The organism is Aestuariivirga sp., assembly GCF_046294715.1.
Lineage (GTDB): Bacteria > Pseudomonadota > Alphaproteobacteria > Rhizobiales > Aestuariivirgaceae > Aestuariivirga.
Genome location: NZ_JBKBKI010000031.1, coordinates 17,902 through 37,889, shown reverse-complemented (window position 1 = coordinate 37,889; position 19,988 = coordinate 17,902). Strand labels below are relative to the sequence as shown.

The window sequence follows — 19,988 nt, the reverse complement described above, 5'->3', positions numbered from 1 at the left end:
GCACTTCCGCATCCAGCCGTGCATCGCAATCCGTTGTTGCTCCCTGGAGGCGAAACATTCGCGAAGTTTGCCTCTTGGGGAAAAACAATCGGAAAACCTGCAGGAGGTCAAGGCAAAAGCAAGCGGCGGACGGCCCCTGCCACCGCCTCGGCGGAGACGAGCGTCGCCGCTTGCGGTTTCCCCGGCCTTGCGATCATGATCACCGGAATGCCGAGCGCGGCCGCCGCCTCGATTTTTGGCGCCATCTCCCCGCCGCCCGAATTCTTGCTCACCAGGTGGCTGATGGCGTGTCCCCTCATCAGCGCCATTTCCGCCTCCCGCGAGAAGGGCGGCCGCTCGAGCAGCAGTGTCCAGCCGGAGGGTATCGCCTCCTCCCGGGGCATTTCGATCATGCGCACCACGCCCGAGATGTCGCTCCGCGCCAGGAACGGCGCGATGTCCTTCCGCCCGATCGTGACGAGCGCGCGCGCTCCTGCCGGCAAGACCGTCACCGCCTCCTCCGCCGAGCGGACGCTTCTCCAGGGCGCATCCCCGGCCGGCTCCCACGCCGGCCGCTCCAGCCTTAGCAGCGGCAGCCCCAGCCTGCGGCAGGCCTCGTGCGCATGAGCCGAGATTTGCGTCGCGAAAGGATGCGTCGCGTCGATCACCAGCGCGATCCCCTCGCCCGAGAGGTAAGTGAGAAGTCCTTCCACTCCGCCGAACCCGCCACGCCGCACGCTGCCCTCCGGCAGCCTGGGCGCCGTGGTCACGCCGGCGAGCGAACTGGTGACGTCGAAGCCCTCGGCGATCAGCCGCGCCGCGAGATCCCGCGCCTCCCGCGTGCCGCCGAGGATGAGGATGCGGCTAGCGCTCATGCGCGATGATCTCGCCCCGGCGCGACACGATCATCACCTCCGCCGCGACCGGCGCCTCCTTCAGCACGCCACGCACGGTTCGCAGCGCCGCCGCCGCAACGCGTCGGGAAAGGGCGTCGCCCTCCGCCATGTCCAGAACCTCCTGGGCGGTGTTGGCGGCAAGCACCCTGTCGCGCGGCAGTTCCGGTGCGAGGCCCGCAAGAAAATCGAGGTCCACCTGCGAGCGGCCGGAATGAAGGTCGAGCGCGCCCTGCGCCAGCTTGGCGATCTTGCCGAAACCGCCGCCGATCGTCACGCGCGCCACCGGGTGCGTGCGAAGATACTTGAGTAGGCCGCCGGCGAAATCGCCCATGTCGAGCATCGCTTCGAGCGGCAGCCCGTAATGCGCCCGCACTGCGTCTTCCGAGGTGGACCCCGTGCAGCCCGCCACGTGCGTGAGGCCCATCGCCCGCGCCACGTCCACCCCGCGGTGGATCGAGGCGATCCAGGCGGCGCAGGAGAAGGGGTGCACGATGCCAGTCGTGCCGAGGATCGACAGCCCGCCCACGATTCCGAGGCGCGGGTTCCACGTCCTCTCGGCCAGCGCCTCGCCGCCGGGAATGGAGATCTCGATCTCCGCCGCCGTGCCCCCCAGTTCCGCGATGGCCATTTCCATCATGCGCCGCGGCACCGGGTTGATGGCGGGTTCGCCGGGCGGAACGGGAAGCCCCGCCCTGGTCACCATCCCAACGCCCGGTCCTGCCCGGAAGCGGATCCCATCGCCCCCTTCCCTGACGGTGGCGATCACCATGCAGCCATGGGTCACGTCCGGGTCGTCGCCCGCGTCCTTGATGATCCCGGCGCGCGCCCAGCCATCGCCCTTCTCCTCCAGCGCCAGCGGAAACGCAGGCTGCTCCCCCTTGGGCAGCGTGATCGTCACCGGGTCAGGGAACTCCCCCGTCCGCAATGCCGCAAATGCCGCCTTCACTGCCGCCGTTGCGCATGCGCCCGTCGTCCAGCCGCGCCTTAACTCGCCTTCGGGCTTCTCTACTCGCATCGGCCCAATGTATAAGGCGGCCATGGGACTTGGACCAACGAAAAGGATCGGTGACTGGGTGAGCGCTCCCGAGCAGCAGACCGGTTTTGCACGGCTCGATGGCGAGAGCTTTCCGGCCTTCGAGGCGGGCTGGGTGTGGCTGGTCGGCGCCGGGCCGGGTGCGCCGGGCCTCATGTCGCTCCTCTGCTACCATGCGCTGCAATCCTGCGATGTCGTCGTCTATGATGCGCTGGTGAACCCCGACATTCTCCGCTGGGTGAAGGTCGGGGCCGAACTCGAATATGCCGGCAAGCGCGGCGGCAAACCGTCCCCCACCCAGAAGGACATCACCCTCCGCCTCATCGATCTCGCCCGCTCCGGCAAGCGCGTGCTGAGGCTCAAGGGGGGCGACCCCTTCATGTTCGGCCGCGGCGGCGAGGAATGCCAGCACCTGGCCGGGGCCGGCATCCCCTTCCGCATCGTGCCGGGGATCACCGCCGGAATCGGCGGCCTGGCCTATGCCGGCATGCCAGCCACCCACCGCGACACCAACCATTCGGTGATCTTCCTCACCGGGCATGACGCCACCGGCAACATGCCGGCCAACGTGAACTGGCCGGCCGTGGCCACCGCCTCCCCGGTCATCGTCATGTACATGGCGGTGAAGCACCTGGGCGAGATCGCGGCGGCGCTGGTGGCGGGCGGCCGTGCGGGCGATGACCCGGTCACCATCATCTCCAACGCCTCCATGCCGCACCAGGAGGTCGCCGCCACGACGCTGGGCGAAGCGGGGGATTTCGTGGCCCGGAACGAGCCGCCCACCCCCGCCATCGTGGTGGTGGGCCGCGCCGCCGACTGGCGCTCGCTTCTCGACTGGTACAAGGGGCCCCTCCGGGAGAACCCGGTTGGCTAAGGCTCTGGTCGTTGCTGCCCCGTCCTCGGGCAGCGGCAAGACGCTGGTGACGCTCGGCCTTCTCCGCGCGCTGCGTGACAGAGGCGTGCGCGTCGCCTCCGCCAAGGTGGGTCCGGACTACATCGATCCCCGCTTCCACGAGGCCGCGACCGGGCGGCCCTGCTACAATCTCGATCCCTGGGCGATGGGCGAGGCCCTGGTCCGCAGCCTCCTTGCAGAGCTCGCGCGCGGCGCGGATCTGGTGCTGGTCGAGGGCGTCATGGGCCTGTTCGACGGGCCGCGCGGGGCCAGGGGCTCCACCGCCGACCTCGCCGCCATGCTCGGCCTTCCCGTCCTCCTTGTGGTCGACTGCCGTCACCAGGCGCAGTCGGTCGCCGCCCTCGTCCACGGCTTTTCCAGCTTCAGGCCGGAGCTTCGCGTCGCGGGGGTCATGCTGAACCGGATCGCCAGCGACCGCCACGAGGCGCTGCTCCGCGAAGCGCTCGGCAGCCAGGTTATCGCCGCTCTCCGCAATGACGGAACGCTCGCCTGGCCCTCGCGCCACCTGGGCCTCATCCAGGCGCAGGAGAGTCCGGAGCTCGGGAGTTTCATCGCCGCGGCGGCCTCACGCGTGGCCGATCCCGTACTGCTCGCCCGGATTTCCGAACTGGCTCTTCCGGTGGCCGATGCCGCAGCGCCGAGGGGGCTCCCGCCCCTCGGCCAGTCGATCGCGGTGGCGCGGGATGATGCCTTCTCCTTCGCCTATCCGCACCTTCTCGACGCTTGGCGGAGGCATGGCGCCGCCCTCTCCTTCTTCTCCCCCCTGGCTGACGAACCGCCGGACGCGTCCGCGGATGCCGTCTTCCTTCCCGGCGGCTACCCCGAGCTCCATGCCGGCAAACTCGCCGCCGCATCCCGCTTTCTCGCCGGGCTCCGCGCCCATCCGGGCCTCGTCTATGGCGAGTGCGGCGGCTACATGGTGCTGGGTGACAGCCTCACCGATGCGGAAGGCGCCACCCATGCCATGGCTGGTCTCCTCCCCCTCGCCACCAGCTTCGCGGGGCGCAAGCTGCATCTCGGCTACCGCCGCCTGCAGCCTCTCGCTGGCGCCCCCTGGGCCAGGCCGCTCTCCGCCCACGAGTTCCACTATTCCACCCTCGTCTCGGAAGGCGCGGCGGACCGTCTCTTCACCGCGCGGGACGCGGCCGGGGAGCAACTCACCGCCATGGGCCTCCGCCGCGGCAAGGTCATGGGCTCCTACGCCCACGTGATCGCCGAGGCGCCATGACCCGCGCCATCATGTTCATGGGCACGGGCTCCGACGTGGGAAAGTCGCTGATCGTGGCGGGGCTCGCCCGGGCCTATGCCAATCGTGGCCTCCGGGTGCAGCCCTTCAAGCCGCAGAACATGTCGAACAACGCCGCCGTGACGGTGGACGGGGGCGAGATCGGACGGGCACAGGCGCTCCAGGCCAGAGCGGCGCGGGTGCAGCCTTCGGTCCACATGAACCCGGTCCTGCTCAAGCCGGAGACCACGACCGGGGCCCAGGTCATCGTCCAGGGCAAGCGGCAGGGCAGCATGTCGGCGCGCATGTTCTTCGACAACCGCATGCAATGGATGACAACGATTCTGACAAGTTTTGACAACATTTCGCGTGTTGCGGACGTCGTTCTCGTCGAAGGCGCGGGAAGCCCGGGAGAGATCAACCTGCGCCCGGGGGACCTCGCCAACATGGGTTTTGCCGCCGCTGCGGACCTGCCGGCGGTCCTGATCGGCGATATCCACCGCGGCGGTGTGATCGCTTCCATCGCGGGCACCTTCGACATCTTGCCCGAGGAAGATCGTGCGCGGCTAAAGGCCTTCATTATCAATAAGTTCCATGGCGATCCGGAGCTGTTCTCGGAGGGCCGGATGTTCCTGGAGAAGCGCACCGGCACGCCCTGCCTCGGCATCGTGCCCTATTTCGCCGAAGCCCGCGCGCTGCCCGCCGAAGATGCGGTAGCCCTCGAGGAAACCCTCGCAACCCCTTACGAGGGAACGAGAATTTCCGTTCTCCGGCTGCCTCGCATCGCCAATTTCGACGACCTCGATCCCCTGCGCCTCGAGCCCGGCGTGAGGCTGACCTTCGTCCACCCGGGCGAGCCGATCCCCGCCGACTCGCGCCTCGTCATCATCCCCGGGTCGAAGTCGACGATTGCAGACCTCGATGCACTGCGCCGGGAGGGCTGGGACATCGATCTCAAGGCCCATGTCCGGCGCGGCGGGCTGGTGCTCGGCCTGTGCGGGGGATACCAGATGCTGGGTCGCCGCATCGCCGACCCGCAAGGTCTTGAAGGTCCGCCCGGCGGTACCGAGGGCCTGGGCCTGCTCGACGTCGAGACCACCCTGCTCCCGGACAAGACGCTGACCCGCACCTCCGGCACCCATCTGGCCAGCGGCGCGGCCGTCGAAGGCTACGAGATCCACCTCGGGAGGACGGAGGGGCCGGACTGCGCCCGCCCCTTCGCCCTGCTTGGCGGCCACCCGGATGGCGCGGTGAGCAGCACCGGCCAGGTGATGGGCAGCTATCTCCACGGTTGCTTCGGTTCCGACGAATTCCGCGCCAAGTTCTTGAAAGAATTGGGCGTCAAGGCGAGCAGCCTGCGCTTCGAGGACACCGTCGAGCGCACGCTGGACGCCCTTGCCGAGCACTTGGAAGCCCATCTCGACCTCGACCGCCTGCTCGCCCTCGCCCGGGAACTGTGATGGACTGGCCCGTCCTCGTCTTCGGCCGCGCCGCCGTTGCCCTGCTGGTGGAGCGCTTCGTCGGCTACCCGGACCGGGTGTTCCAGTCGATCGGTCACCCCGTGGTATGGGCGGGAAAGCTGATTACCATTCTGGATCAACGTTTTAATGCGTCCGGTGCAAGCGCCGTGGAAGGACGGGTCCGGGGCACCCTGGCCCTCGCCCTGCTCGTCGCCGCCGCCTTCCTGCCGAGCTATTTCATCGCGAGACTGCTGGCGGACTGGCCCCTCGGATGGCTTGTCGAAGCCCTGCTGGCCACCACGCTCATCGCCCATAAATCCCTTAAGGATCATGTACTTGCCGTTTATAACGGGCTCGGCCGCTCCCTCCCCGAGGCCCGCCGTGCGGTGAGCATGATCGTGGGGCGGGACCCGTCCGAACTCGACGAGTCCGGCATCGCCAAGGCCGCACTCGAAAGCCTGGCCGAGAACGCCTCCGACGGCATCGTCGCCCCGGCCCTGTGGTACGCCCTGCTCGGCCTTCCCGGCATCGCCGTCTACAAGGCGATCAACACGGCGGATTCGATGATCGGGCATAAAAACGAGCGTTATCAGTGGTTTGGATGGGCCGCCGCGAAGCTCGACGACCTCGTGAACCTGCCCGCCTCGCGCCTCACCGGCTATCTCATCGCCGCGACCGAACCCTCGCGCTTTCGCGAAATCGTTACCACGATGCGCCGCGACGCGCCGAAGCATCAATCCCCGAATGCCGGCTGGCCGGAGGCTGCCATGGCTGCCGCCTTGGGCCTCCGCTTCGGCGGCCCCCGGAGCTACCAGGGCGAGCGCGTGGACCTTCCATACATGGGCGATGGACGCGATGTCATGACACGCAAGGACATCGCGGAAGCGTTGCAGAAGTTGTCAAAAACGTTGTGGTTGTTGTTGTTCTTGTTGTCGTCGTTGTCGCTCGTCACTTGAGCCTGAGCGGCAGCCCGGCAGCGACGAAGAAGACCTCGCCCGCAACCTCCGCGAGCTTCTGGTTCGCGAAGCCCTGCTCGTCCCGGAAGCGGCGGGCCATGGCATTCTCCGGCACGATCGAGAGGCCGACCTCGTTCGAGACCAGGACTACCCGCGCCGGAGTTTCGGCGAGGGCGGCGCAGAGCCCTGCGACCTCCTCCCGGACCTCCCGGCCGTGATGCATCAGGTTTCCGAGCCAGACCGTGACACAGTCGAGGAGCACGAAGCCGGTAGCCGAGCGCAGGACGGCGGCCGGATCAAGCGGGGCCTCGACCGTCTCCCAGCCGGCGCCGGCGCGCTGCGCCCGGTGCAGGGCGATGCGCTGGCGCATCTCGTCGTCGAAGGCTTCGGCGGTGGCGATGTAGGTCCTGGGACCCGGAATGCCCGAGGCCAGCCCCTCGGCGAAGCGGCTCTTGCCGGAGCGGGCGCCGCCGAGCACGAGGGTGAGCCGGCTCACGGCTTCACCGGAGGGATGCGGGCGATGAAATGGCCGCGCATCCGGTCCGGCCAGTGGCGGAAGGAGACCTCGCCCGTCTCACTCTCGCCATGGAGGAAGAACCAATCGAGGATTGCCTCGGCCTGGGCCCGGGTGGGCTCATGGTCGCCGGTGAAATAAGTGAAGCGCTCATCGTCGCGCAGCACCACGCTGCAGTGCCGCTTGCAGTTCCACAGGCAGGCCTGGGTGGCGAGCGGAAGCGCCAGGCGGCGGTCCGCGATGGCCTCGCGCATGTGGGCGATCAGCGTCTCGCCGCCGGTGCGTCCATCCGGCCCGGCCTTCTCGCCGGCGGAAAAGCGGCAGGTGCTGCACATCACGATCTCGCGCATGGATCTCCGGGAACTTTCCTGAGGTGTTGCCAAAAGGCCTGCCTTCAATGTAGGCAATCACGAGGCCTGTCAACGCGATGAAACCGGCATGAAATTCAGCTCGATCGCCTTCCTCGCGTCGGACTCGCCCGAAGCCCGCGAGGCCGCCGAGCGGCTGGCGGGCCTCTACGGCAACGCCGACCCGGAGCAGGCCGACTGCGTGGTGGCGCTCGGCGGCGACGGGCTGATGCTGCAGGCGCTGCACCGCTTCGTCTCGACCGGCATCCCGATCTACGGGATGAACCGCGGCACGGTAGGCTTCCTCATGAACGATTATGCGGCGGACGGCCTGACGGAGAGGCTGCGCGCCGCCGAACTCACCACCATCCACCCCTTGAGCATGACGGCGGTGGACGAGACGGGGAAGACCCACCGCGCCATCGCCTTCAACGAGGTCTCGCTGCTGCGCCAGCGCCACCAGGCGGCGAAGCTGATGATCGCCATCGACGGCAAGCCGCGCCTCGACGAGCTGATCTGCGACGGCATTCTGGTGGCGACCCCGGCCGGAAGCACGGCCTACAATCTCTCGGCCCATGGGCCGATCCTGCCGATCAACTCCGAACTCCTGGCGCTGACCCCGATCAGCGCCTTCAGGCCGCGCGGCTGGCGCGGCGCCATCCTGCCGCACCAGGCGAAGGTGACGATCACCATCCTCGAAGGGGACAAGCGCCCGGTGGCCGCCGTGGCCGACCACGTGGAAGTGCGCCACGTGCGCGAGGTGGAGGTGGCGCAGGACCAGGGGAAGGCGGCGAAGATCCTCTTCGACCCCGGGCACAGCCTGGCCGAGCGGGTGCTTCGGGAGCAATTCCGGTTCTGAGGCCGCTCGGGGAAGTCGATTGGGGAGATCAGAATCCCTGCAGCCGGCTAGGGTGCAGGTGTCACCGACCATTCGACAAGCTCTGCAGGCTTGTCCGACTCATTCGAGAGAACGACCTGCTGTGGCCTTGTCCATTCAATCCAATTGAACGGACCCAGCTTGAACACGCTCTTCGGGCTCAGGGACGGCTCCGACTGGACGGGTATGGTGCCCCATCTCAGTTCGCCACTGGTGAGCATCCGCAATGTCGGATAACGATCTGTGGCCACGCTCCTGCCTCCCGGCGGTATGGTGACGATGCGCGTCGTCGCAGTCATCATTCCTGTGGTCCGCAGTTCCTTCTCCACTTGGCGAAATGCATACGGATCGACCCTCAGAGCCCGAGACTCGCCTTCCGCGAGGCGGTGCGCGTGGGTGATATCGAACATCCCCGGGGTCCAGGGCCCACCAACATTCAGCTGCACTCTGGAATAGAGCTCGCTGCCCCGGTTTTCCTGCCAATAGGGAGCACCTGATGTGAAATTGCATGCAAGGGCATCACCCGGACGGGTGCTGCTTTCCTTCGCGGTGAAGGTCCTTTGCCCGCCGGCGTCAAACAGCACGCACTCCATCTCGAGTGCCTCTCCCGACAAAGACTCAGCGACCGTGGATCCGGTCAAATCAACTTCCAAGCTCATCCATGTGCCCGGGACCTTCGGCTCTTCCACTTCGACTTTCTTGCCGACAGGCAAGGACAGCCATGCTGCCCACATTTCGCTTCCGGCGGGCATCCCCGCAGTCGGAATCGTTGCGGACCGACTGATCGACGTGACGATGCCAGGCGATTTCGCCGCCTCCGCCATAGCGAATACCGGGAAAGACACCGCACTCGCAATCGCAATGGTACCAAGGAAAGTGTGTGACATGCTCGTGAACCCTCCACGTCCCCCATAGGCGGTTCCACACCTGATGATGGCCCCCTTCTCCCGTCATCGTGCAGATGAATCGTCAGCGATGTGTGTCATTGGCCGAGCGGCGCGCCGGCCGCCGAAGTGGCTCAGGATACAAGAAAGAGACCCTCGCGAGGATGACCAACAGCCCGAATTTCTTGACTGTTCGTCCTGTTCGACCGGACTGGCTATGGAGCGGACCAGGCGCAATCCGATGACGCCCGAAGCCGCGTCGGCGCGCTCACCTTCCCGCCCTTTGCGGGATGGCGGGGTGCGGGTGATTGCGATGCCGCAGTGGACTTAAGCGGCGCGGGTCAGGTCGGCCTTCAGGCGCCTTGCGATGAGGCGGGCCTTTTCGGCGGCGAAGCGGCCGACATAGTCGAGGTGGCGCGGGCGTTCGCGCTCCGGCATGGTCTCGTAGCGCGTCATCAGCGCCTCGATGACGCGGCGGCCAAACTCGTCGGCGGTGAGCGGCACGGGCTCCTCCAGCTCGTCGCGGGCGACATCGCAGGCGGCCTGCAACACCCAGAAACAGCTCTGCGGCAGGCCTGCCTTGGCATGGAGGCTCCGGAAACCGCCGAGGGCACGGCCGGACATCAGCGCACGCGCACGGCGCAGCGAGGTTCCCGCGAGATGCGCGAGCGCATGCGCCACCACCTCCATCTCGCCCAGGCAGGCGGCGCGCAGGATGATGGACGGCGTCAGCATGGCCTTCTCGACGAGGAAGGGGATGACGGCTGCAAGCTCGTCCTCGCCCGCATCGACGAGGATGCGCAGCACCGCATTGTCCTCGGCATCGGCGATGAGCTCGGAAGCGTCGTTGGCGGGAAGCCAGCCGCGTTCGGCCATGAGCTGGTGCATGCGGTTCGCGGCGCGCTTGGCCTGGGTGAGGCGGATGTCGAGCGGCAGGTCCGCCCGCGACAGCAGGCACTCGATCATCGAGGGCGCGTGGCCGAAGCGCTCGTAAAGCCTCCCGTACTGCTCCGTTCCGAACTGGACGGCGGGGTTGTCGAACAGGAGGACGTTGACGCTGAGCGGCAGCGCCTCGACGCAATAGGCGACCGCTTCGGGCGAAATGTCGGGGCGTAGCGCCACCGCGGCCTGGCGGGCCTCGTCGCCCACGCGCATCACGGCGAGCATGTGCCAGTGGCTCAGGGCGGGCGTCAGCGAGAGGAAGGGAAGTGCGATCTCGTCATCGTCGGAGATGATGGAGAACATGACGTCGGGATCGGTATCGGGGAGCCCGGCGAGCCCGGCGGCGAGCGTTCGCCGCACCTCCGCATCCTCATCGACGGCGAGCTTCAGGACGATGGGCCAGAGCTGACCCTTTTCCCTGGGCGGCGTATCGGCACGGCCGAGGAATGCCGCAAGCTGGCCGGCGAGAACGCAACGCTGCTCGGCATCGCCCTCGGCGATGACGGCAAGGAATACGCTGGTATCGAGGCCCGGAGCCGAATCCTTCAAGTGCTCTTGCTGCATCTAAGATCAATTCCCTTCCTGCAGGCTGGCACCCAAGCTTTAAGATTTGGTTCACCGTGTTTGCAGGGAGCGGGCGGGGCTCACTCCTGGAGGGCCGGCGGCCCTGCCGGGGTGCTGACGGGGCTCACCGTCATCACCTCCTTGCCCTGGGCCTTGAGGTGCTCCGGCCGCTGGCGCATGCGCAGAAAGGCGAAGAGCGCCAGCGCCAGGTGGACCACGATCATGTAGATGAGGAAACCGTCGCCGCCGATGCGCCGCATGATGTCGCCGACCAGAATGGGGCCCACCAGCGAGCCCACGCCATAGAGCAGGATGAGCTTCGCCGAGGCGCCGAGCACCTGGTCCTTCTCGAGGTGGTCGTTGGCGTGGGCCACCACGAGCGAATAGATCGGCAGCGAGATGACGCCGAAGGCGGTGACGAGCGAGATCAGCACGAAGCGCGAGATGTAGTTGCCGCCAGCCAGCGTGAGCGCGGCGATCACCGCCGCGACGACGCTCAGAAGCAGGATGATGGTGCGGCGATCGAAGCGGTCCGAGATCCAGCCGATCGGGTATTGCGAGAGAATGACGCCCAGGGGCGGCAGCGCCATCATGATCGACACCGAGACGAGCGGCAGCCCCTTGGCGAGGCCGAAGACCACGCCCAACGCGAAGAAGGCGCTCTGGCCGAGCCCGCAGGCCAGGACGCCGAACACCGCGAGCGGCGAGGCCCGCCAGATCTGCTCCACCGAGACGGGCTGCGCGCCTTCGACGCTCGGGGCTTCCGAGGGCAGCAGGATGAGCGGCACGAGCGACAGCGAGAGCAGGCACGAGACGAGGATGAAGCGCACGAAGCCCGATTCGTCCGAGACGTTGAGCAGCAGCTGGCCGAGCCCCAGCATGCCGTAGGTGACGATCATGTAGAGCGACAGCATCTGGCCGCGGTTGCGGTTGGACGAGGTGGTGTTGAGCCAGCTCTCGCACACGATGAACATGCCGGAGACGCAGAGCCCCGTGACGACGCGGAGCAGGAACCAGAACACCGGCTCGTGCCAGAGCGGGAACAGCAGCACCGCCGTCGAGACGGTGGAGGCGAGGCCGGCGAAGGTGCGCACATGCCCGACGTTGCGCACGAGGCGCGGCGTGATGAAGGTGGAGACCAGGAGGCCCGCCGAATAGCCCGCCATGACGAAACCGGTGACGTCGGTGCCGAACTCCGCCTGGTTGGCGGCGAGGCTGACGAGCGAGCCGCTGAGGCCGTGACCGAGGCACAGCAGGCCGACGCTGAGAAGGAGGATCCAGAGGGACGGCTTGATCATGCGGGTTCGCGGGACGGCCTCCTCCGGTGGAACCGCGGCGTGACGCTCGCTGCCCCGGTCTAGACGGGGATTCCTGCCTGCCTCAGCTTGAAATGCAAGAGGTCACGGTCGAACGGCATCATCAGGACGTCGGCGGCGCCATCGAGGATCGACTGGCCGAACATTTCCGTGTCGGGGATGTCGGCATAGAGGAACACCACGGGCGGCTTTCCGGGGGAGCTGTGGCGCAGGCGCCTGACGAGTTCGCGCGGCAGGACGCCGCCCGCCCGCGTCGAGACCATCACCACGTCCGGGGAATTGTCGTTGCAGAAACGCAGAGCATCGTCGGTGCCGCTGGTGAGGGTGGTCTCGAGGCCGAGGCCGGACAGCATCTGGGCGAGATGCTGCCGGCCCTTGCCATCTTCATCAACGAGCAGACACTTCGTCATGTCTACAAACCTCTCCCGCTTCATCGGCCAGCCGTCCTTCAGCCTTGCGTGTTTCGACTCCTGCGCGTGGCTGGTTAATGAGCCGTTAACGAGGTTGTCCACAGCTTATCCACATGGTGTAAACAGTTGTTCCACCGGGAAAAAGCGACTTGTGAACACATTTTTGCACAATGGCGGAATTGCGGCGGGGCAGGCACCCTGCGGCGGCTCTGCGTGCGACTCACCCGCTCAATCCGGGCGGCGCATGCGCCACACCTCGCTGACCGTGGCGTACTCGCTGTAGCCGAGCCGCGCAATGGGTTTCATGGCGGCTGTGTCAACGCGTCCGTCGTGGATGAACCGGTCGTCGATGTGGATGCCGAGAACGCGGCCGATGACGAGGAAGTCATCCGCATTGCCATCATCGTCCGGCAGCGGCACGATCAGGTGCAGGCGGCACTCGAGGCAGGCGGGGCTTTCGGCCACGCGCGGCGGGGCGATGAGGCGGCACGGCGCCTTGGTGAGCTTGGCGAGCTCGAACTCGTCGGCCTCGACATGGGCCGAGGTGGCGTTCATCTGCTCGCGCAGCTCCCAGGTGGCGAGGTTCACGGCGAAGGCGCCGGTCTCCTCGATGTTGCGCATCGAATCCTTGCGCGGGCCGCTGCCGAAGGCCACGTAATGCGGGGCCTGCGCGAAGGCGTTGAAATAACTGTAGGGCGCCAGGTTCACCCGGCCCTGGGCAGAGACCGACGAGATCCAGCCGATGGGCCGCGGTGCGACGATGGCCTTGAACGGATCGTACTGGAAGCCGTGGTCGTTCTTGCGCGCGTCGTAGAACATCAGAGGTTCCTGAGGAGTGCCGGCAGATCGGCGATGCTGTCGATCGTGTGATCAGCCAGGTGGGCGATGTCGTCATGGGCGGCGTTGCCGGAGAGCACGGCTATGGCGAGCCCTGCCCCGCCGTTCCGCGCCTCTTCCATGTCGTGGTGGTTGTCGCCCACCATCGCGATCTCGCGCGCCGGAAGCCCGGTGAGCTCGGCGAACTTCCGCACCATGTTGCCGGAGGGCTTCGGCACCGGCACGGTGTCCGCGGCGATGATATCCTCGAAATGCTCGATCACGCCGACATGCGCCATGTGGGCGCGCGCCGAGACGTGGCTGTCGTTGGTGGCGACCCCGAGCTTCAGCCCCATGGCGCGGAGCTCGGAGAGAATGGGCTCGAGCGGCATCAGGGGCGCGAGCTTCTCGCGCACCAGGTGGGTGTAGCCGTTGTCGAGGAGATGGGCCTTCTCCGCGGCGGAAGCCTCCTCGAGGCCCGGCCACCAGAGTTCGACGAGCTGGCGCGTGGTGCCGCCCGCCAGGATCGAGCCGGCCCGGAACTTCTTCGCGGCGCGGTCATAGCCGGCCTTCGCCATCAGCTCCTCCGCGCCGTCGAGATCGGTTGCGAACAGGTCCATCAGCACCTGGCGGTAGATCGGCACCCAGGTCGCGTTGACGTCGATCAGCGTGCCGTCCTTGTCGAAGAGTACGCCCCTGATCGTCATGTGGCGGACCAGCGGGTGAGGAGCGCCGCGGGATCAGGCCGCGGCCTTTCCTCGTAGGGTGCGGTGGGCGTGCCAAGATAGATGATCCCCGCCACCTTCTCGGCGGGCTTCAGGCCCATCGCGGCGGCGATCCCGGCGTCATAGACCACCCAGTCGGTGTTCCACTGGCAGCCGATGCCGAGCGCGGTGGCGGCGTAGAGGATGTTCATGCAGACGGCCCCCGCGGAGAGCTGCTGCTCCCACACCGGGATCTTGGGATGCTCGGCGGCGGTGGAGACGACCGCCAGCACCATCGGCGCGCGCAGGAAAAGGCCGTGGACGAAGCCGAGCGTCGCCTCGCCGTGCTCCGGGTGGAGGCTCTGCCAGCGGGCCTTCATCGTCTCGCCGAAGGCGGCGCGCGCTTCACCCTCCCACACGATGAAGCGCCAGGGCGCGAGCTTGCCATGGTCCGGCACGCGGACGGCGATCTCGAGGATCTGGGCCAGCTGTCCCGTCGTGGGGCCGGGCGCCGTCATCGCCTTGGCGGAGGCGGATTTGCGGGTCTTCAGGAGGGAGAGCACGGAGGAGGTGTCGTTGAACTGGGGCATGGTGGCCCGCAATCTGGCGGCGGCACGGCCAAAAGGCAATGGCGAGAATTGGCGCGTTCCCGTTAACCACCCGTTAAGCCTGCGCTTGCGCCGGAGGCCTTCCGCATGGTTCTCTTCCCGGGCCGGCCGCGAGGCTGGGGGTTTGAGTAGAGGGGAACTTCGGCTTTGCACGATTACAGCACCCGTGCATTGCAGCACCGCCACCACAGTTCCGGCATGGCCGGGAGTGTCGTGGCGGTGATTTTTTTCGCACTCGCAGGCGCCCTTCCCGCGGCTGCGGCGCCTTCCGGCGAACTCCACGTGTCGAGCGCGCCCGAGGCCGACGTCGGCATCGACGTGCCGCGCCCCAGCCACCGCCTGGCGATCGAGGTGGTCGAGCCCGGCCGCGAGGGGCTCGAACTCACCGCCCGGTTGACTGAGGATGGCGGCACGATCGAACGCAACCTGTCCTGGACGATCCGTAGCGCCGAGGGCGAAACCGTATTCTCCGGCGAAGCCGGCATGGCCGACGCCTCGGTGCCGCCCGGCGACTATGCGGTGCAGCTCCGCTATGGCGCGGCACGGCTCTCGAGCACGGTGAGCCTTCTTCCCGCGAACCGCGTGAAGGTCAGCTTCGTCCTCAACGCGGGAGCCCTCCGCATTCTGCCGCGGGTGAGCGACATGGGGCTTCCGCCCTCGGGTGCGCGCGTGCGCGTCTTTTCACTCGGCGGCCGCGAGGATGGCCGGCTGGTGGCGGTGAGCGCCACGCCGGGCGAGATCATCCGCGTGCCGGAGGGACAGTACCGGGTCGAGAGCCGCTTCGCCGCCGGCAACGCCCGCGCGGTGACCGACGTCCGCGTGACGGCGGGCCGCATGAGCGCCGTCGACATCGACCACAAGGCAGGCATCGCCCGGCTCGCCTTCGTCGGCTCGCCCGCGGCGCAGGTGAGCTGGCAGGTGAAGGACTCGCGCGGCGCCCCTGTGGCGCGGCTCACCGGCCTCAACGCAGATCTCGTGCTGGTGCCCGGCACCTACACGGCGAGCGCCGAAGTGGATAAGGAAACGCTCACGGCCACCTTCGAGATCGGTGCGGGCGACGAACGCGACATCCTGCTCGGCAACTGAAGCCTGTCTGCAACGGATCGGGAGACGCAGGTTTCGGGCTTTTCAGCCCCGGCTCACCTCTCCGGCAGCGGGATGAAATCCGTCTCGTCTCCCCGCACGATCGCGAAGCGGGCGTGCTTCCAGTCGTCCTTGGCGGCCTCGATCCTGTCCTTCGAGGAGGAGACGAAGTTCCACCAGATGTGGCGCGGCCCGTCCATCGGCTCGCCGCCGAGCAGCATGACGCGGGCATTGCTCCGCGCCCGCAGCGTGATGGCATCGCCTGGGCGGAAGACGAGGAGGCGCCCCGCCTCGAAACCCTGGCCCGCCACCTCGATCTCGCCCTCGGCCACGTAGACGCCGCGCTCCTCGTGCTCGACGGGAAGCGGCAGCGCCGTTCCGGCAGCCATCTGCACGTCGGCATAGAAGAGATCGGAATGGGTCTTCACAGGCGAGGCGGCGCCATAGAGCGAACCCGCTACGACGCGAGCCGAGATGCCGCGGTCCTCGAGAAGGGGAAGCCGCTCCATGGCCACGTGCTCGAAGGCGGGGGTGGTCTCCTCATGATCCTTCGGCAGCGCCACCCAGCTCTGGATGCCGAACACCTTCCTTTCGCGGGCGAGATCCGGCGCGGCGGTGCGCTCGGAATGGACGATGCCCCTGCCGGCCGTCATCCAGTTCAGCTCTCCCGGCGCGATGGGCTGCTCGGAGCCCAGGCTGTCGCGATGAAAGATCGAGCCGTCGAAGAGCCAGGTGACGGTGGAAAGCCCGATGTGAGGGTGCGGCCGCACGTCGATTCCCTGCCCCGCCTTCATCAGGACGGGCCCGAACTGATCGAAGAAGATGAAGGGGCCGATCATCTGCTTCCGCGCGGCGGGAAGCGCGCGGCGTACCTCGAAGCCGCCGAGGTCGCGCGCGCGGGGCACGATCACCATCTCGATGGCGTCCGCCGCGGCGGCATCGCCGGGCATGGGATCGGGAACATGGGGCAGGCTCATTGTGTTGCCTCCTTCACGCGGGGTGCGACCTTGGTGCCGAGAAGCTCGATGGCGCGCATCAGTTCCCCGTGCGGCATGGCGCCGATGGCCATCTGCACGAGAATGCGGTCGAACTTGAAGATGCGGTGGAGTTCGATGATGCGGTCCGCGACAAGGTCCGGATCGCCGACGAGGAGATGGCCGTTCGGCCCACAGGCCGCCTCGAACTCGCGCCGGCCCGAAGGCGGCCAGCCGCGCTCGGCGCCGATGCGGTTCATCACGGCGTTGTGGGGTTCGTGGAAGATGTCCTTGGCGGCCTCGGTGGTATCGGCCACGAAACCGTGCATGTTCAGGCTCAGCCGCGCTTCCTCCGGATTGCGTCCGGCCCTGGACCATGACTGGCGATAAAGGTCGAAATAGGGTGCGAAGCGCTTCGGGTCGCCGCCGATGATGGCGAGCGCCATGGGAAGCCCCAGCGAGGCCGCGCGCACCACCGACTGCGGCGTGCCGCCGACCGCGATCCACACGGGAAGTTTCTGCTGCTCGGGACGCGGATAGAGCGTGACGCGGTCGAGCGGCGGGCGGAGCTCGCCCTGCCAGCTCACCGTCTCGCCGTCGCGGAGCTTGAGGAGGAGGTCGAGCTTCTCGGCGAACAGCGCGTCGTAGTCCGCAAGGTCGTAGCCGAAGAGCGGGAAGCTCTCGATGAAGGAGCCGCGCCCCGCCATGATCTCCGCACGGCCGCCGGAGAGGCCGTCCAGCGTCGCATATTGCTGGAAGACGCGGACCGGATCGTCCGAGCTCAACACCGTGACGGCGCTGGTGAGGCGGATGCTCCTGGTGCGTGCCGCACCGGCCGCGAGCGCCACGGCGGGAGCCGACACGGCATAATCCGGCCGGTGATGCTCGCCCAGGCCGAACACGTCGAGGCCCACCTGGTCGGCGAGCTCCATTTCGGCCACGAGTTCCTTCAGGCGCTGCGGGTGAGAGCCGCCGGGCGCCACGTCCGCGAATGTGTAGATGCCGATGTCCATGGCGGCATATATGTATCCGATTGAATTACAATTCAAGGACCGTGTCGCGGAGAGAACCCGCCAAGCCGGAAGTGACGCCGGTACAGGTCAGAGCGCGTTGAGGAATGCCTCTGCCTGCCGCGTGACCTCCGCCTTGCGCGCCCCATCCATCTTCGTGAGCGTGCGGTAGGGCATCGCCATGCGCGGGTTGGCCTTCAGCTTCGTTTCGTTGCGAATGAGAAAATCCCAGTAGAGGTAGTTGAAGGGGCAGGCCTTCGCGCCGAGCTTCACGTCCGGCCGGAAGCGGCAGGAGGCGCAATAGTCGGACATGCGGTCGATATAGGCGCCGGAAGCCGCATAGGGCTTCGATGCCATCACGCCACCATCGGCGAACAGGGCCATGCCGTGGGTGTTGGGAAGTTCCACCCATTCGAAGGCATCGGCATAGACGAGGAGATACCATTCCTCCACCTCGCGCGGATCCAGCCCCGCGAGCAGCGCGAAATTGCCGGTCACCATGAGGCGCTGGATATGGTGGGCATAGGCGTGGCGCCTGGTTTCTCCGATCACCTGCGCGAGGCAGTTCATTTCCGTTTCCCCGGTCCAGTAGAACTCCGGCAGCTTGCGGCGCGCGCCGAGCGCGTTCGTCTCCGCATAGGCCGGCATCTTCAGCCAGTAGAGGCCGCGCACGTATTCGCGCCACCCGAGGACCTGGCGGATGAAGCCTTCCGCGGCGTTGAGCGGCGCGTGGCCGCTCCTCCAGGCTTCCTCGGCGCGGGCGCACACTTCGCGCGCCGTGAGGAGGCCGATGTTGAGATAGGGCGAGATGACGGAATGCCAGAGGAAGCCGCTGCCCTGCTTCATCGCATCCTGATAGTCGCCGAAGCGCGGCAGGCAGGCGGTGATGAAGTGATCGAGCGCCTCCAGCGCATCCTCGCGCGTGACCGCCCAGCCGAAGGGCTCGAGATCGCCGAAATGATCGGAAAAGCGGGCCTCGACCATCGCCATCACTTCGCGGGTGATCGCATCGGGGGCGAAGCGGCGGCGCGGCGGCGGAACGACATCCCCGGGAAGGGCCTTGCGGTTGTCGTGGTCGAAATTCCACTGCCCACCCGCGGGCTCTTCGCCCTCCATGAGGAGGCCCGAGGCGCGGCGCATGTCGCGGTAGAACCATTCCATGCGGAGCTGGCGGCGGCCCCCCGCCCAGGCGGCGAAGGAGGCGGGCGAGGCGAAGAAGCGGCCATCGTCCAGGATCTCGGCACCCCAGCCCTTCATCATCTCCATGACGCGCCATTCGCCCGGTTCGGTGGCCACGATGCGCGTGGGCGCGTGGCGGGCGATGGCCCGCCGCACTTCCGAGGTGAAGGACCCCGTGTTCGCGGGATCGTCGAAGCGCACGTAGTCCACGGCGAGCCCCTCGCGGCGGAGCTCTTCCGCGAAGTGGCGCATGGCGGAGAGGACGAGGACGAGCTTTTGCTTGTGGTGCTTCACATAGGCGGCTTCTTCCGCCACCTCCATCATCAGCACGGTGTCACCCGCCGCGCAGCCCCGCAGGCTGGAGAGGCCGCGCGTGAGCTGGTCGCCCAGCACGATGCGGAGCGTGGTCATCTCGGCTTCCGCTTCAGCGCGGCGCGGCAGCGGTCCGAGCACACCTTCACGTTCTCCCAGTCGCGCTCCCACGTCTTGCGCCAGGCGAAGGTCCTGCCGCAGGCGGCGCATGTCTTCGAAGCAAGCTCGCCCTTCCGGCGCATGCGCGCCATGGCTCAGCCCTTGCTGCGCAACATGGAGCGCCCGCCATCGACGCCGACCACCTGCCCGGTGATCCACGAGGCATCGGACGAGAGCAGAAACTGGGCGGCGGCGGCCACGTCATCCGCCTCGCCCAGCCGCTGCAGCGGGTGGAGCCCGGCAATGGCGGTGGCCATCTGCTCGTTCGAGGTAAGCGCGGCGGCGAGCGGCGTCTTCGTCAGCGAGGGCGCCACGCAATTGACGCGCACCTTGGGCGCGAGCTCGGCGGCGAGCGACAGCATGAGGCCTTCGACCGCACCCTTCGCCATGCCGATCGAGGCGTGGGAAGCGAAACCTTGCGCGACGGCGACGGTGGAGAAGAGGACGACGCTGGACGTGCCTTGATTGGACTTGAGCGCCGGGAGAGCCGCCTGCACCGAGCGGAGCGCACCGAGCGCGTTCAGCCGGAAGTCGCGCTCGACCTCCTCGTCGGTGACGCGCGCGACGGGCCGCAAGGTGATGGAGCCGACGCAATAGGCCAGGCCCGCCACGGCGGGGCCTGCCGCCTTCACGGCCTGTTCGAGAGCAGCGCGGTCCATGACGTCGGCCACCGCGCCGGAGCCGCCGGTTTCCGCGGCAAGGGCCTCGAGCTTCGCTGCGTCGCGGGCGATGGCATGGACGGTGTGGCCTGCCGCTGCAAGCCTGCGGGACAGCGCCGAACCGATGCCGCCCGTTGCGCCGATGACGATCATGATGCTGGACATGCG

22 protein-coding genes are annotated in these 19,988 nt (G+C 67.6%); 6 read left to right on the top strand and 16 right to left on the bottom strand.

Annotated features, from left to right (window positions below; genetic code table 11):
* Positions 1 to 107: 107 nt before the first annotated feature.
* Together ACK4HL_RS16785 and ACK4HL_RS16780 are read right to left on the bottom strand one after the other, a co-directional pair.
* A complete protein-coding gene (locus ACK4HL_RS16785) occupies positions 108 to 854 on the bottom strand; it encodes a cobalt-precorrin-6A reductase (protein WP_409762617.1) in 747 nt (248 codons plus the stop codon).
* Positions 844 to 1,914, bottom strand: coding sequence for a cobalt-precorrin-5B (C(1))-methyltransferase (locus ACK4HL_RS16780; RefSeq protein ID WP_409762614.1), 1,071 nt, complete (start codon positions 1,912 to 1,914; stop codon positions 844 to 846). The genes ACK4HL_RS16785 and ACK4HL_RS16780 overlap by 11 nt, the downstream gene beginning before the upstream one ends.
* A gap of 34 nt (positions 1,915 to 1,948) precedes the next feature.
* On the opposite strand from ACK4HL_RS16780, the gene cobA reads away from it, so the two are divergent.
* Genes cobA through cbiB form a run of 4 tightly spaced genes read left to right on the top strand, consistent with a single transcriptional unit; the run spans position 1,949 to position 6,462 of the window.
* Positions 1,949 to 2,782 (top strand): uroporphyrinogen-III C-methyltransferase, encoded by an 834-nt coding sequence (cobA, locus tag ACK4HL_RS16775; RefSeq protein ID WP_409762611.1) that lies wholly within the window; start codon positions 1,949 to 1,951, stop codon positions 2,780 to 2,782.
* The gene (locus ACK4HL_RS16770) at positions 2,775 to 4,049 is read left to right on the top strand and encodes a cobyrinate a,c-diamide synthase (protein ID WP_409762608.1); all 1,275 of its coding nucleotides are present in this window, start codon (positions 2,775 to 2,777) and stop codon (positions 4,047 to 4,049) included. The genes cobA and ACK4HL_RS16770 overlap by 8 nt, the downstream gene beginning before the upstream one ends.
* Positions 4,046 to 5,506, top strand: a complete 1,461-nt coding sequence (locus ACK4HL_RS16765) for a cobyric acid synthase (protein ID WP_409762605.1) — start codon at positions 4,046 to 4,048, stop codon at positions 5,504 to 5,506. Before ACK4HL_RS16770 ends, ACK4HL_RS16765 begins: the two co-directional genes overlap by 4 nt.
* Positions 5,506 to 6,462, top strand: a complete 957-nt coding sequence (gene cbiB, locus ACK4HL_RS16760; RefSeq protein ID WP_409762602.1) for an adenosylcobinamide-phosphate synthase CbiB — start codon at positions 5,506 to 5,508, stop codon at positions 6,460 to 6,462. The genes ACK4HL_RS16765 and cbiB overlap by 1 nt, the downstream gene beginning before the upstream one ends.
* Here the strand turns inward: cbiB and cobU are convergent.
* Together cobU and ACK4HL_RS16750 are read right to left on the bottom strand one after the other, a co-directional pair.
* Positions 6,455 to 6,958: a bifunctional adenosylcobinamide kinase/adenosylcobinamide-phosphate guanylyltransferase gene (gene cobU / locus ACK4HL_RS16755; RefSeq protein WP_409762598.1), complete on the bottom strand. Its 504-nt coding sequence runs from the start codon at positions 6,956 to 6,958 to the stop codon at positions 6,455 to 6,457. The two genes, cbiB and cobU, sit on opposite strands and share 8 nt — an antisense overlap.
* Entirely contained in the window at positions 6,955 to 7,326 is a 372-nt protein-coding gene (locus tag ACK4HL_RS16750) for a DUF1636 family protein (RefSeq protein WP_409762595.1), read from the bottom strand. The genes cobU and ACK4HL_RS16750 overlap by 4 nt, the downstream gene beginning before the upstream one ends.
* Positions 7,327 to 7,414: 88 nt before the next feature.
* Between ACK4HL_RS16750 and ACK4HL_RS16745 the strand changes: the two genes are divergently transcribed.
* Entirely contained in the window at positions 7,415 to 8,182 is a 768-nt protein-coding gene (locus ACK4HL_RS16745) for an NAD kinase (protein ID WP_409762592.1), read from the top strand.
* A 47-nt stretch (positions 8,183 to 8,229) separates the two neighbouring features.
* Here ACK4HL_RS16745 and ACK4HL_RS16740 read toward each other — a convergent pair whose 3' ends face one another.
* The 7 genes from ACK4HL_RS16740 to ACK4HL_RS16710 all read right to left on the bottom strand — a co-directional run bounded on the left by ACK4HL_RS16740 (position 8,230) and on the right by ACK4HL_RS16710 (position 14,426).
* The gene (locus ACK4HL_RS16740) at positions 8,230 to 9,087 is read right to left on the bottom strand and encodes a hypothetical protein (protein WP_409762589.1); all 858 of its coding nucleotides are present in this window, start codon (positions 9,085 to 9,087) and stop codon (positions 8,230 to 8,232) included.
* Positions 9,088 to 9,411: 324 nt separating this feature from the next.
* On the bottom strand, positions 9,412 to 10,575 hold the full coding sequence (locus ACK4HL_RS16735) for a DUF2336 domain-containing protein (RefSeq protein ID WP_409762586.1): 1,164 nt from the start codon (positions 10,573 to 10,575) through the stop codon (positions 9,412 to 9,414).
* 95 nt (positions 10,576 to 10,670) lie between these two features.
* Positions 10,671 to 11,888 (bottom strand): MFS transporter, encoded by a 1,218-nt coding sequence (locus ACK4HL_RS16730; protein ID WP_409762583.1) that lies wholly within the window; start codon positions 11,886 to 11,888, stop codon positions 10,671 to 10,673.
* Positions 11,889 to 11,947: 59 nt separating this feature from the next.
* A complete protein-coding gene (locus tag ACK4HL_RS16725) occupies positions 11,948 to 12,316 on the bottom strand; it encodes a response regulator (RefSeq protein ID WP_409762580.1) in 369 nt (122 codons plus the stop codon).
* Between the two features lie 228 nt (positions 12,317 to 12,544).
* Positions 12,545 to 13,135, bottom strand: a complete 591-nt coding sequence (locus tag ACK4HL_RS16720; protein ID WP_409762577.1) for a flavin reductase family protein — start codon at positions 13,133 to 13,135, stop codon at positions 12,545 to 12,547.
* Positions 13,135 to 13,839, bottom strand: coding sequence for an HAD family hydrolase (locus tag ACK4HL_RS16715; RefSeq protein ID WP_409762574.1), 705 nt, complete (start codon positions 13,837 to 13,839; stop codon positions 13,135 to 13,137). Before ACK4HL_RS16715 ends, ACK4HL_RS16720 begins: the two co-directional genes overlap by 1 nt.
* On the bottom strand, positions 13,836 to 14,426 hold the full coding sequence (locus tag ACK4HL_RS16710; protein WP_409762571.1) for a nitroreductase: 591 nt from the start codon (positions 14,424 to 14,426) through the stop codon (positions 13,836 to 13,838). Before ACK4HL_RS16710 ends, ACK4HL_RS16715 begins: the two co-directional genes overlap by 4 nt.
* 231 nt (positions 14,427 to 14,657) lie before the next feature.
* Here ACK4HL_RS16710 and ACK4HL_RS16705 point away from each other — a divergent pair, with 231 nt between their 5' ends.
* Positions 14,658 to 15,530, top strand: coding sequence for a hypothetical protein (locus ACK4HL_RS16705; RefSeq protein WP_409762569.1), 873 nt, complete (start codon positions 14,658 to 14,660; stop codon positions 15,528 to 15,530).
* A 53-nt stretch (positions 15,531 to 15,583) separates the two neighbouring features.
* On the opposite strand, the gene ACK4HL_RS16700 is transcribed toward ACK4HL_RS16705, so the two are convergent.
* The 5 genes from ACK4HL_RS16700 to ACK4HL_RS16680 all read right to left on the bottom strand — a co-directional run bounded on the left by ACK4HL_RS16700 (position 15,584) and on the right by ACK4HL_RS16680 (position 19,985).
* Positions 15,584 to 16,504, bottom strand: a complete 921-nt coding sequence (locus ACK4HL_RS16700; RefSeq protein WP_409762566.1) for a pirin family protein — start codon at positions 16,502 to 16,504, stop codon at positions 15,584 to 15,586.
* Positions 16,501 to 17,514: an LLM class flavin-dependent oxidoreductase gene (locus ACK4HL_RS16695; protein ID WP_409762563.1), complete on the bottom strand. Its 1,014-nt coding sequence runs from the start codon at positions 17,512 to 17,514 to the stop codon at positions 16,501 to 16,503. The genes ACK4HL_RS16700 and ACK4HL_RS16695 overlap by 4 nt, the downstream gene beginning before the upstream one ends.
* 87 nt (positions 17,515 to 17,601) lie before the next feature.
* Positions 17,602 to 19,101: a cryptochrome/photolyase family protein gene (locus tag ACK4HL_RS16690; protein ID WP_409762560.1), complete on the bottom strand. Its 1,500-nt coding sequence runs from the start codon at positions 19,099 to 19,101 to the stop codon at positions 17,602 to 17,604.
* Positions 19,098 to 19,253 (bottom strand): DUF2256 domain-containing protein, encoded by a 156-nt coding sequence (locus ACK4HL_RS16685; RefSeq protein ID WP_409762557.1) that lies wholly within the window; start codon positions 19,251 to 19,253, stop codon positions 19,098 to 19,100. Before ACK4HL_RS16685 ends, ACK4HL_RS16690 begins: the two co-directional genes overlap by 4 nt.
* Positions 19,254 to 19,256: 3 nt before the next feature.
* Positions 19,257 to 19,985, bottom strand: coding sequence for an SDR family NAD(P)-dependent oxidoreductase (locus ACK4HL_RS16680; protein ID WP_409762554.1), 729 nt, complete (start codon positions 19,983 to 19,985; stop codon positions 19,257 to 19,259).
* Between the last annotated feature and the right edge of the window lie 3 nt (positions 19,986 to 19,988).

Coding starts and splice junctions, on each gene's coding strand:
- ACK4HL_RS16785 (WP_409762617.1), bottom strand. CDS start 854: ATGAGCGCTAGCCGCATCCTCATCCTCGGCGGCACGCGGGAGGCGCGG.
- ACK4HL_RS16780 (WP_409762614.1), bottom strand. CDS start 1,914: ATGGCCGCCTTATACATTGGGCCGATGCGAGTAGAGAAGCCCGAAGGC.
- ACK4HL_RS16765 (WP_409762605.1), top strand. CDS start 4,046: ATGACCCGCGCCATCATGTTCATGGGCACGGGCTCCGACGTGGGAAAG.
- cbiB (WP_409762602.1), top strand. CDS start 5,506: ATGGACTGGCCCGTCCTCGTCTTCGGCCGCGCCGCCGTTGCCCTGCTG.
- ACK4HL_RS16750 (WP_409762595.1), bottom strand. CDS start 7,326: ATGCGCGAGATCGTGATGTGCAGCACCTGCCGCTTTTCCGCCGGCGAG.
- ACK4HL_RS16745 (WP_409762592.1), top strand. CDS start 7,415: ATGAAATTCAGCTCGATCGCCTTCCTCGCGTCGGACTCGCCCGAAGCC.
- ACK4HL_RS16740 (WP_409762589.1), bottom strand. CDS start 9,087: ATGTCACACACTTTCCTTGGTACCATTGCGATTGCGAGTGCGGTGTCT.
- ACK4HL_RS16730 (WP_409762583.1), bottom strand. CDS start 11,888: ATGATCAAGCCGTCCCTCTGGATCCTCCTTCTCAGCGTCGGCCTGCTG.
- ACK4HL_RS16725 (WP_409762580.1), bottom strand. CDS start 12,316: ATGACGAAGTGTCTGCTCGTTGATGAAGATGGCAAGGGCCGGCAGCAT.
- ACK4HL_RS16720 (WP_409762577.1), bottom strand. CDS start 13,135: ATGTTCTACGACGCGCGCAAGAACGACCACGGCTTCCAGTACGATCCG.
- ACK4HL_RS16715 (WP_409762574.1), bottom strand. CDS start 13,839: ATGACGATCAGGGGCGTACTCTTCGACAAGGACGGCACGCTGATCGAC.
- ACK4HL_RS16710 (WP_409762571.1), bottom strand. CDS start 14,426: ATGCCCCAGTTCAACGACACCTCCTCCGTGCTCTCCCTCCTGAAGACC.
- ACK4HL_RS16700 (WP_409762566.1), bottom strand. CDS start 16,504: ATGAGCCTGCCCCATGTTCCCGATCCCATGCCCGGCGATGCCGCCGCG.
- ACK4HL_RS16695 (WP_409762563.1), bottom strand. CDS start 17,514: ATGGACATCGGCATCTACACATTCGCGGACGTGGCGCCCGGCGGCTCT.
- ACK4HL_RS16690 (WP_409762560.1), bottom strand. CDS start 19,101: ATGACCACGCTCCGCATCGTGCTGGGCGACCAGCTCACGCGCGGCCTC.
- ACK4HL_RS16685 (WP_409762557.1), bottom strand. CDS start 19,253: ATGGCGCGCATGCGCCGGAAGGGCGAGCTTGCTTCGAAGACATGCGCC.
- ACK4HL_RS16680 (WP_409762554.1), bottom strand. CDS start 19,985: ATGTCCAGCATCATGATCGTCATCGGCGCAACGGGCGGCATCGGTTCG.